8 protein-coding genes and 4 pseudogenes are annotated in these 10528 nt (G+C 71.3%); 2 read left to right on the forward strand and 10 right to left on the reverse strand.

Features of this window, described 5'->3' with window-relative positions; genetic code table 11:
• Positions 1–125 precede the first annotated feature (125 nt).
• From BM237_RS10340 to BM237_RS29835, 3 genes and pseudogenes are all read right to left on the reverse strand, one after another.
• Positions 126–440 (reverse strand): annotated as a pseudogene (locus tag BM237_RS10340) (tyrosine-type recombinase/integrase); the annotation flags it as partial.
• Positions 441–454: 14 nt separating this feature from the next.
• Positions 455–886 carry a hypothetical protein gene (locus BM237_RS29830; protein WP_245793563.1) on the reverse strand — a complete coding sequence of 144 codons (432 nt, stop codon included), beginning with the start codon at positions 884–886 and terminating at the stop codon, positions 455–457.
• A gap of 40 nt (positions 887–926) precedes the next feature.
• Positions 927–1253: pseudogene (locus tag BM237_RS29835) on the reverse strand (ISAs1 family transposase); the annotation flags it as partial.
• A 363-nt stretch (positions 1254–1616) separates the two neighbouring features.
• On the opposite strand from BM237_RS29835, the gene BM237_RS29245 reads away from it, so the two are divergent.
• Positions 1617–1775 carry a hypothetical protein gene (locus BM237_RS29245; protein WP_175540961.1) on the forward strand — a complete coding sequence of 53 codons (159 nt, stop codon included), beginning with the start codon at positions 1617–1619 and terminating at the stop codon, positions 1773–1775.
• A gap of 287 nt (positions 1776–2062) precedes the next feature.
• Here the strand turns inward: BM237_RS29245 and BM237_RS10350 are convergent, their stop codons facing one another.
• The 6 genes and pseudogenes from BM237_RS10350 to BM237_RS30515 all read right to left on the reverse strand — a co-directional run.
• Entirely contained in the window at positions 2063–2737 is a 675-nt protein-coding gene (locus tag BM237_RS10350; RefSeq protein ID WP_093849282.1) for a response regulator, read from the reverse strand.
• Positions 2734–3993, reverse strand: a complete 1260-nt coding sequence (locus BM237_RS10355; RefSeq protein ID WP_093849283.1) for a sensor histidine kinase — start codon at positions 3991–3993, stop codon at positions 2734–2736. Before BM237_RS10355 ends, BM237_RS10350 begins: the two co-directional genes overlap by 4 nt.
• Positions 3994–4033: 40 nt before the next feature.
• A complete protein-coding gene (locus BM237_RS10360) occupies positions 4034–5104 on the reverse strand; it encodes a fatty acid desaturase family protein (RefSeq protein ID WP_093849488.1) in 1071 nt (356 codons plus the stop codon).
• A 164-nt stretch (positions 5105–5268) separates the two neighbouring features.
• A complete protein-coding gene (locus BM237_RS10365) occupies positions 5269–6480 on the reverse strand; it encodes an acyltransferase family protein (RefSeq protein ID WP_093849284.1) in 1212 nt (403 codons plus the stop codon).
• Complete coding sequence (locus BM237_RS10370) at positions 6477–7454, reverse strand: alpha/beta hydrolase (protein ID WP_093849489.1); 978 nt, start codon at positions 7452–7454, stop codon at positions 6477–6479. Before BM237_RS10370 ends, BM237_RS10365 begins: the two co-directional genes overlap by 4 nt.
• A gap of 405 nt (positions 7455–7859) precedes the next feature.
• Positions 7860–7985: pseudogene (locus BM237_RS30515) on the reverse strand (UvrD-helicase domain-containing protein); the annotation flags it as partial.
• A 1509-nt stretch (positions 7986–9494) separates the two neighbouring features.
• On the opposite strand from BM237_RS30515, the pseudogene BM237_RS30520 reads away from it, so the two are divergent.
• Positions 9495–9638: pseudogene (locus BM237_RS30520) on the forward strand (peptidase C39 family protein); the annotation flags it as partial.
• A gap of 114 nt (positions 9639–9752) precedes the next feature.
• Here BM237_RS30520 and BM237_RS10390 read toward each other — a convergent pair.
• The gene (locus BM237_RS10390; RefSeq protein ID WP_093849287.1) at positions 9753–10493 is read right to left on the reverse strand and encodes a class I SAM-dependent methyltransferase; all 741 of its coding nucleotides are present in this window, start codon (positions 10491–10493) and stop codon (positions 9753–9755) included.
• Between the last annotated feature and the right edge of the window lie 35 nt (positions 10494–10528).

Raw genomic sequence — 10528 nt, forward strand, 5'->3', positions numbered from 1 at the left:
TCAGGCCAGGGATCTATAAGCCACTAAAGCGTCCCGATAAGAGATCTGAGGGAATCGAGGAGCCCCGTCGGAAGGAAATTCCGGCGGGGCTCCTGTGGCGTTTGACGGCAACGCTGACGGCAACGTCAGCGGACGACGGCTGCGGCGGGTGGGGCGTCAGGGTCGTCACCGGTCGGGCTGAGGGCTGCGCCGAGGGCGTCGATAGCGTCTCGCTGGAGGCGGAGCCTTACGTGGGCGTAGACGGTGGCGGTGACGCCGATGTGGGCGTGGCCGAGGAGTTCCTTGATGACGATGAGGTCGACGCCCTGTTCCAGGAGCAGGGTGGCAGTCGAGTGGCGGAGATCGTGGAAGCAGATCGTCCGGAGCTCGGCCTTGTGGAGGAGGCGGCGGAAGCGGCGGGTGAGGTTGGTGGGGTCGAGTGGCTTGCCCTTCGGGGCGGTTCACACCGAACGTTTTACAGTCCTGGCTTGGGGGTGATGCCCAGGACGAGGAGGGCTCGTTCTGGTAGGTCGCGGATGGCGCGGGTGGTATTGGCGATGTTGGTCGCTCCGAGAGTTTTGAGGGCGCCGACAGCGAGGTTGCGCATGGTGGCCATGGCGCGGGGTGCGTTGCCGGCGTGGACTGCGGAGGCGTCCTCGGCGAGGGTACGGTCGCGGATGTTGTGCTGGGCTTCCACGATCCAGTGGCCGCGCAGGTGGGAGAAGAGTTCGGCGGGTTTCGTCTCGTGGGCGTCGAGGCTGGTGACCGCGTAGACGGTCTCGCGGGTCTCCTTCCCGCCGGAGGCTTTGCGGCGGCGGTGGACCCGGACGGCGAGCTTCCCATGGGGGGAAGGCGATGCCGTCGAGGTTGTCGGCGATGGCCGGAGTCTTGATGGAGCGGGACTCACGACGGCCGTGCCCTTTGTCGGAGGTGGTGTGCTGGACGGTCACCGCATGCCAGTCCAGGCCGTCCAACTGTGCCCAGACGGTGGGCTGATTGCGCTTGATGACCGCCACGTAGTGCGCCTTCTTCGTCTCCACCAGCCAGGTGACGTTGGTTTTCACCGAGTGAAGTGCGTCGAAGGTGAGCACGTCCCCGTTCAGGTCGAGGAGGGCGAGCAAGGACTGGAAGTGCCGGGTCTCGTTGGTCTTGGACCCGGCCTCGGCCTGGGCCAGGGTGACCGCGAGGCCGTGGGTGATGGCGGACAGCAGGTGCCGGCGGGACTGGTCGAGGCGTGCGGAGCCGCGCAGTGCCTTGCCGTCCACAGTGATCACCCGCCGCCCGGCCGAAGCTGCCGTGTCCGCTCTGTCGTCTGCCTCAATCTACGGCACTTTCAAGTCAGTTGGACCGTCCCGGGAATTCGCGCAAGCCCTGCCTCGACGGCCCCGGCGCCAACCCCGAGGGTGTCAACTGCTTCAAGGGCTGGAAGGGAGAACCCGGTTACAGCAGTCCGTAAGCGGCTGTGAAAGGCACCCCGGTGGGGCACCGAGAGCGCCTCGGTGCCCCACCGGCCCCCATCCACAGACAGGCGGAGCACCGTGTTCCTCGTACCGATCGCCGCCCTGCTCCTCTGGGCGGGATGGACCCTCCTGGCTGCCTCACGACCGCGAAACCCCCGCCTTGCGACGGTGCTCTCCTTGACGGTGCTGTCCGTCAGTGTCGCCGTCGTGGTGGCCTGCCTCGTCGGTGACGGAAGCGGGGGCAGGACGATCGTCTGGTTCCTGGGGCCCGCGATCGTCCTGTCGGCACTGCGCCTGACACAGGCCGTACGGGGGGTCGGCGGCGACCGCTCCTGAACATCGGCCGTTCACCATCGGCCTGACGGTCGTCGGCACACACCCGGCACCGTCCGGGTCGGTGGTCCCGCGCGGGGCCCCGGACGAGTCCGGGGATACCACCCTGCTCGCTTCCGTGGTGATCCCCGCGGTGATTACCGCTCTGAAGCGGCTGCCATGGAGTTCACCGGAACCCTGCACGACCCGGACCGTCCTCCCGGCCCGCCCGCGGACCACGGCTGAGACCACCATGGGTCCGACGCCCCGGGAGGGCCGCGCCCTCGCCTCCCGCCGGGGCGGGGGCCGCGCTATTCGCCCGCGGTCACCAGTCCCGATTCGTAGGCGAAGACCACCGCCTGGGCGCGGTCGCGCAGACCGAGCTTGTTCAGGACGCGGCTGACGTGCGTCTTGACCGTCTGCTCGGCCAGCACCAGCGTCTGCGCGATCTCCGCGTTGGACCGGCCGCCGGCAACCAGGGTGAGGACCTCGGTCTCGCGTTCCGTCAGAGCCTTGAGCCGCAGCGCGGGCCTGCCCCGGGCCGCGGGACGCTGCCGGGCGAAGTCCGCGATGAGGCGGCGTGTCACCGAGGGGGCGAGCAGTGCGTCGCCCGAGGCCACGACGCGTACCGCCGCGATGAGGTCGGCCGGCGGCGCGTCCTTGAGCAGGAAGCCGCTCGCGCCCGCCCGCAGCGCCTCGTAGACGTAGTCGTCGACGTCGAACGTGGTGAGCATCAGGACGCGTGGACGGTGCGTCACGCCCGGTGGAGGCGCCAGGATGTGGTGTGCGGCCCGCAGGCCGTCCATCTCGGGCATGCGGACGTCCATCAGCACCACGTCGGGGTGGGTGCGCCGGCTCAGCTCGACGCCCTGCGCGCCGTCGGGGGCCTCGCCCACCACGTCGATGTCGCTCTGGGCGGCCAGCAGTGCGGCGAAGCCGGCCCGCACCATGGCCTGGTCGTCGACGACGATGACCCGGATCGTCATGCCGCTCCCTCTCTGTCGTCCTCCGCCACCGGCGACGTCACCGGCAACCGTGCCGCCACCCGGAAGCCGCCGTCCGGCAGCGGCCCGGTGTCCAGTTCGCCGCCCAGCAGCCGCACCCGCTCCCGCATGCCGACCAGGCCGTGCCCGGTGCGACCCTCCTCGAACGGCGCGGTGGGCGGGGCGGGCGACGGCCCGTTGACGACGAGGACGGTGAGCCGCGCGCCGTCCCCCAAAGCGGACTTCGACGCGGACACCGACACCTGTGCCGGAGCGCCCGGCGCGTGCCGCACGACGTTCGCGAGGGCCTCCTGGACGATGCGGTACGCGGCCAGACCCACCATCTCCGGCACGTCGGCGTCGCAGGGGGTGAACTCCACCGGCACGCCCGCTCTCACCGTCGCATCCACCAGCTGCCCGACCTGTGTCAGGCCCGGCTGGGGCGCGAGTTCGCCGTGCGTCTCCTCGCTCCGCAGTACGCCGAGGAGCCGTCGCATCTCACCGAGCGATTCGCGCGCGGTCGCCGCGATGGAGGTGAACTCCTCCCGCACGTCCGGCGGCAGGCCGTCGAGGCGGTACGCCGCGGTGTCCGCCTGCACCGTGATGACGGACATGTGGTGTGCCACCACGTCGTGCAGTTCGCGCGCGATGCGGGCGCGTTCCTCCAGCAGCGTCCGCCGGCCGCGCTCGGCCTCGCTGATGGTCTCCTGCTCGGCCAGTCTGCGCTGCGCCTCGTACCGCTCGCGGAGCGCACCGCAGAGTACGAGCACGGCGCCGCTGAGCACGATGAGCAGGGTTGTGTTGCCGTTCGTGTCGTGGGGCGCGGCGAACTCCAGGCCGACGCCCGCGCCCACCGTCGCCAGCCACACCGGCACAAGCGTCCGGCGCGGCTCGCGCAGGCCGAGGGCGATGCAGAGGCCGACGTACCCGACGATCTCCATGGGCGGGAACGGCCACAGGAGCCGCTCCTCGAAGTCGACGGCGAGCAGGGCGAGCGCCCCGACCACGTCCGCGGTGAAGATCACGTACCAGGCCCGCAGCGGACGGACGACGGCGAGCAGCAGCGGCGCCGTCTGCGCGACGGCCAGCGCGCTCGCCACGCCGCCGTTCAGGCCGTAGTCGGTGCCGAGTACATGGATGGTGGTGGGCAGCAGGGCGACGCACAGCACGAACGCCACGCCCCACGGCAGCAGCCGTACCCACCGGCGCGACGCGTCGGCGAGCAGCGCGCGCGGCCGCTGCTCTCCCCCCGAGTCCATGGGCTCCAGCTTAGGCGCGGCGAGGGTGAGCGGCGCCGGCTCATCCGATGTCGGCACGGAGAGGCTCTCCCACCTCGTGCAGGTGCCGCAGGGCTCGGCGGTAGGAGTCGACGAGACCGGTCTCCGTGTAGGGGACGCCGAGGTCGTGGCAGCGGGCCTTCACCATGGGCCGGGCGAGCCTCAGGTGGGGTCGGGGCATGCTGGGGAACAAGTGGTGCTCGATCTGGTAGTTGAGGCCGCCGAGGAACCAGTCGGTGAGGACGCCGCCTTCGATGTTGCGGGACGTGAGGACCTGACGCCGCAGGTGACCCCACTTCTCGCCGTCGGGGTCGGGCATGTCCATCCCCTTGTGGTTGGGCGCGAAGGCCATGCCCAGGTGCAGCCCGAACAGGGCTTGGTGGAGGAGGGCGAAGACGAGCGCCCGCGCCGGCGGCATGGTCGTCAGGAGCACCGTGAGGTATCCGGTGACGTGGGCGGTGAGGAGGGCGCCTTCCACCAGGCGCTCGCGGCCGGTCCGGCGGCGCAGGTCCCGGAAGCCGTGGAGCTTCAGGGCGATGCCCTCGAGGAGGGTGAGCGGGAAGAAGAGCCAGGCCTGGTGGCGGGTGAGCAGGCCGCGGAAGCCCGTGCGGGTGGCGGCCTGCTCGCCGGTGAAGACGAGGACGTCGGCGGCGACGTCGGGGTCCTTGTCGATGTGGTTGGGGTTGGAGTGGTGGCGGTTGTGCTTGTCGTTCCACCAGCCGTGGCTCATACCGAGCAGCAGGTTGCCGTGGACGAGTCCGATCCGGCGGTTGGTGGCCCGGCTGCCGCTGATCTGGGCATGGCCCGCGTCGTGGCCGATGAACGCGGTGCGGGCGCACAGGACGGCGAGGACGGGGGCGAGAACGAGTACCCACCATGAGTCGCCGGTGAGCGCCATGCCGGTGACGACGGCGGCCAGACCGAGCGCGTTGGCCGCTATGACGCGTGCGTACCAGCCGGTGCGCCGGTTGAGCAGCCCCTGTTCCCTGATGTCGCGCAGCAGGGGCGCGAACTCGCTGCCGGTTTCCGGTGCGGGCTGCCTCGCGGCGGTTCTCGCGGGGTGCGGCAGAGCGGTTTCGTCGGTTGTGGGCATGCCGGGTGTGGACATGGTTGCGCTCCGGTGTTCGATGGAGGGGGTCGCGGTGCTCGGTTTCGTCCGATCGTTCGAGGTGCCCGGTGCCGCCGGGGGCGAGGGTCCGTGCCGCGGCGGCACCGGACCGTGGTGACACGGCGGTGCGGACACGCCGCTCACATCGCTCACGCCGCGAGTGCGAAGTAGAAGAAGCCCGCCGCCAGCACGCCCGCCGCCGCGCGCAGGACCGTGCCGGTGCGGTCCCACGGGGCCTCCAGGGGCCGGGCGAACTTCGCGATCGCCATGAGCAGCCCCGCGAAGAGCGGCATCCAGACCAGCCGCGCCAGAATCCATCCGGCCGTGTCCGGCGTGGTGGTCAGGCCGGGGACCTCACCGAAGCGCGAGGCGGGAACCGCGGCGGCGAGCATCGCCGTCTGGTGCCAGCACAGGATCGTCATCGCCGACAGGTTGACGACCGCCACCGGGCCCCACAGGACGGGGCGCCGGAGCAGCCGGGCCAGCCGGTCGCGCAGCACGATCGCCGCACCGCACTGGAGGGCCGCCAGCGCGAGGACCAGCAGGGATGGCGGATGGGAGTTGGTACGGGACCGGCCGGGCACGCCCACCATCGACGCCGGGTAGTGGAAGACGAGCAGCAGGGCGGCGAACAGGGCCGCGCCGCCCGTGATCAGCAGCCACGCCTCACGCCGGCCCAGCCGCCTGTCCGCCCAGGAGACGCCCAACTGGTAGGCGAACATCCAGCCCGGGAGCAGGTTGAGCAGACTCAGCCAGGACGGCACGGCGTCCGCGTAAGGCCCGTAGCGGAGGAAGTCGACCACCGCGACGCAGCCGAGCAGCGGTGCCGCGGCCCAGAAGCCCAGACGCCGCGATGCCCGGACGCAGTACGGGGTGAGGGCGGTGATCACGCCGTAGACGCCGACGAACCACAGGGGCTGGACGACCAGGGTCGACGCGGTGTGCAACGTGGCGGTCGGGATGCCGAGGCCGTAGTGCAGGGCCGGCAGGAGCAGCGCCCACACGGCGGTGACGCCGAGGACGGGGCGGCCCAGTCGCCTGAGGCGGCCGGCGGTCCACTGGCGGGCCGAACCTGCGCGGCGGCGGAAGGAGAGGTACGAGGAGTGGCCGCCGACCAGGAAGAAGACGCCCAGCATCTGGAGGAGCCAGCTTGCCGGAGCCAGCGAGCCGAACGCGGCCAGCGGGCTGGCGTTGTGCAGGCCGCCGCCGCTGTCGAGGGTGAGGCCGCCCAGCAGCCAGTGGCCGGTCGGGACGGCCAGGAGCGCCGCCGCGCGCAGGCCGTCGACGGCGCGGTCGCGGTGGGCGGGGGTCCGTTCGTCGATCCCGGTGGTGAGCTTCACGAGCTTCGCGGGGGCCTTCACCGCAGGTCTCCGCGGGTGATCGCCGCGAACGCGGTCAGAGTGGAGGTGCCGGGGGTGAGGTACCCGTCGTGTGCCGGGACGTCGTCGGCGGGCAGGACGGTCGCGCCGAAGCCGGGCGAGGTGGGGTCCGCGCCGTGGCCCAGGCCCAGGATCTCGACGTTGGGGACGCGGTCGATCCAGTCCTTCGGGGACTTCGCCGCCCAGACGCGGGCGTCGGTGCCGAGTGCGGTGACGTCGTCGGCGCGCATGCCGGGCGAGCCCATGACGACGATGTCGCCCGCGTCGGTGTCGGAGGCGGCGAGGCCGCAGACCACCGAACCGTAGCTGTGACAGAAGAGGGAGGGATCGGGTAGGCCCGCCGCGTCCAGGCCGTCGGTGAAACGGGTGAGGCGCTCGGCGCCGGCCTCGGCGAGCCGGCCCGTCGCCAGGTCCGGGCCGATACCGGAGGGGGTGGTGTAGCCGGCCCAGGCGATGACGGCCGTGTCGTCGCCCGCCTCCTCCTGAAGGGCGGCCGCCTGCTGCGCTGTGGTGCCGAACGCGGAGAGGCCGGTGTCCGAGCCGGGGACGATCACCGCGATGTGGGCGGCGTTCTCCAGGTCGCCCGCGACCTGCGCGATCATGCCGCGGCCGCGCGGGTCGTACGCCAGGACCTGGTCGCCCGCATGGGCGTTGGCCTCGTAACGGAGGTGTACGGGGGCGCCGTCGAGGTTGCCCACCACGGTGGGGTGGTCCCTGACGAGTCCGCGCTGCTGGGCGCCGGTCAGACCGGCGAAGAAGGCCGCGACCTCGTGCGGGCCGGCCGTGGCGGGGTCCGGTGGCTCCTTGCCCGGGAAGCCGTCCGCCAGCCAGGCGGCGGTGCCGGGGAGCGGACCGATCGGTGGGCTCTGGGCGCTCGCCGCGGCCCGGCCCGCCGTGCCGCCGGCCAGCAGTGCGGTCAGCAGGGCGGTGATCAGAGTCTTCCTGAAGCGGCGCATCCGTCCCTCTCCTCCGTCGCGTCCGTGGTGACGGTGGGAAGGTAGGAAGGCGGCGGGGAGCGGGGCGTCACTCCGGGGAGCCAAGTCGGCAGTGATACCCGGGTAGGGGGTGGGGCAGCAGCCGTTGTTCTCCGTCCGCGGTGAACACCGGGTGAGGTGAGGGGACTCGGGCGGGCGACAGAACGCTGGAGGCGGCGGGTCAGGGGGTGCTTGGCAGCCCATGTCGTCCGGTTCCTCGCCGGTCAGCAGCGAGGCGGACCACAGGGGGATCTCCTGCGTGGTGCGGTAGTTGATCCGCAGCCTGTGCGAGCGTCCCATCACCGGGATGCCGAGCGAGTGCAGTGAGACACGGTTGCCGTATATCCGCTGGCGGGTGTCGCCGGCGATGAACAGGTCGTCGGGACCGGGGGCCGAGAGGGACCGGAGGAACCGCCACTGTGCGGGATGCAGGTCCTGTGCCTCGTCGACCACCACGTGCCGGAACGGCCGCTCACCGAGTTCCTCCGCGACACGCGCCGCCTCGGCGCGCACCTGCAGGAAGGCCCGCTCGCCGGCCTGCCGCAACTGCTCCTCGAATCCTGGTCCAGGAACACGTCCGTGAAGTCGAGATCCAGGCGGCGGGCGATCCGCGCCCAGCGTGCGGTGATCTCCTTCTGGTCGAAGACCAGCTCCAGGCTCCGCTCGAGTTCGGCGGCCAGGTCCTTGGTGTAGGTAGTCAGCAGCACGCAGCCGTCGGGCGCGTCGGCGGGCAGCTGCCGCGCCAGGATCTCCTGCAGCTCGTCGGTGCCGGAGACCAGTGCGCCCCGGCCGCGTGAACGGGCCATGGTGGTCGAGAGTTCGTCACCGCCCGAGGAGTCGGCCGAATCCGGCGCGGTCCGGGCGTATGCCTGGACGATCTCCCGGTGGATCTCGGCCGGTTCCATTCCGGTGGCGAGTCCGAGGAGCACGTCGTGCTGCTGCTCCGGGGGCACCTTGTGCAGTGCCTCCCGATGAGTCTCGTCCGGCACCAGCCGGATGATGGGCAGGATCTCCTCGTCCACGCCGAGGCTGCGAAGCACCTTGTCCGGGAACTTCGGGACGGGGAACAGAGGGGCGGGCTCTTCGGCCGCCCGGGCGCGCAGCCCGGCCGTGACCCGCTCCAGAGCGACGTCGTTGCGGATCTCGACGCCCTGGGTGGCCTCGTTGACCGAGGCACGGTGCTTCGCGGCCCACTCGTTGGCCTTGTCGTGGGGAAGGACTCCCAGCAGCAGGTAGCCGTCACCGGTTTCCGCCTTGAGGACGACGCCCCGCCAGAAGTCGGTGATGTGGGATGGTCCGGATCCGCGGGTCCCGCTGGTGTGTCAGCTTTTCGAGGTGGAGTCCCGCGTATGTGGCCGCAGCGAACTTCTCGAACACCTCGTACACGCGTCTCTGGACGGCTTTCTCCAACCCGGCGAACTCCAGCAGGAAGTCCCGGTGCATGCCCGGTGTCGCCATTCCGTCCCTTCGGAGGCCCTCCTCGGATTACCTCAATCTACTGAGAGTCACCTGTGGGGGAGGGGAGACCGGGTGAACCGTCCGTCGCGTCTCCGGGGGGCCGGGCCGCCATCGCACGCGCCCATGGGGCCGGAGCCGTACGGGCGCATGCGGTGGCGGCCCGCGAAGGTCACCGGCGCTGGACGGGGAAGGACGCCGTCTTTGGGGTGGTTGTCGTAGACCCGGGAGACGGGCTTTCCGAGGAACTCGGCCAGGGCGGTGACATCCCGGAGCGGCTCGGTCATGGTGCCTCCGGATGACTTGATCACCTGGGGAGGACGAAGGTATGGAGGAGCGGCCGCGCCAAAGGCGTTGTCCGTTCCTCTGCAGGCGGTCACCCTCGGTGAGAGGTAGCCGTCTGGGCGGGGGAGCGTGGTGCGGGGAGGGCGCCGGTGTCCCGGGCCGGTGGGCGGAGTCAGCACCGAGTCGGCACGGGGTGGCGTGGGCCCGCCCGCAGGGGACGGGTCCACGCCGTTGAACTGGTCGTTTGCCGTGCGGTGCCGCTTCTGGTAAGGCGGGTTGTAGCAGTTCGAGAACATCTGGCTGCGCACCAAGCGCTACACCGTCAAAGGCCAGGTCAGAAGCGGTACGGGAGGCATCTGTCACATCCTCTTCCCGGCCAAGCCCTCCCCGGCCCAGCGCCGCGCGCTACGCGCGTTCGGTATCCGCCGACCCGGAGCCCCGGCGGTCCGCCGTGCCTGTGATGGACCGGTGCCCCATCGGCCGTGACGCCTCGTGCGGGAGAACACCGGTACTTCAGGAGCACGGCGGATTCCCCATGCCTCAAGCCATGCGGGTTGCACTCCCGGAATCCCAGTGGTCGTGTGGTTGGTGACCTGCCGTCCGGTGACGGACCTGGAAGAGACGGCAGGAGAGGGGGTCGCCGTCCCCCGGGGCGTCGAGGACGTCCACCTGGTCGACGACGAGTCCGTGCTCGGTGAGCAGGTCCTCCCACAGTTCGGGTGTGAGGACCCACATCCGGACGGTCAGCCGGCCGCCGCCGGCCAGGGGCAGGGTCTCCGGCCGGGCGGTGACGGTGGTCGAGGGGCCGTGTCCGTCGGAGTCGGTGTGCAGGACGGAGAAGACCAGGCGGCCGCCGGGGCGCAGCGCGGTGGCGACAGCGGGCAGGAGCCGCCGGGGGTCGATGTAGGCGAAACCGTGGACGGAGTAGATCACGTCGTACGGCTCCGCGGTGCGCAGATGTTCGACGGCGTCGGCCAGGATCAGATTCAGGCCGGGCTGCCGGCCGTACCGGGTGCGGGCGCGCTCGTGCTGGGTGGCCGAGGCGTCGACCGCGTCGACCAGGGCACCGTGCTCACGGGCCAGGTGGGCGGCGTACCTGCCTGTCCCGGAGCCGAGATCCAGCACGCGGCGACCGGAGACGGCCCCGAGGATCTCGACTCCGGGGCCGTTCGGCCGGAAACCCCAGGTGAAGCGGTCCACGTCGGGTATGTGGGTGCCACGCGTCAGATGATGCGCGCCGTAAGCGGTCCAGGCGTCGGAGTTCACTGGTTCGGCGTCCATGGTGCGGCCCTTCCGTGATGACGGGTCGGGAACGG

Origin of the sequence: Streptomyces mangrovi (genome assembly GCF_900114215.1) — a bacterium.
Taxonomy (GTDB): Bacteria; Actinomycetota; Actinomycetes; order Streptomycetales; family Streptomycetaceae; genus Streptomyces; species Streptomyces barkulensis.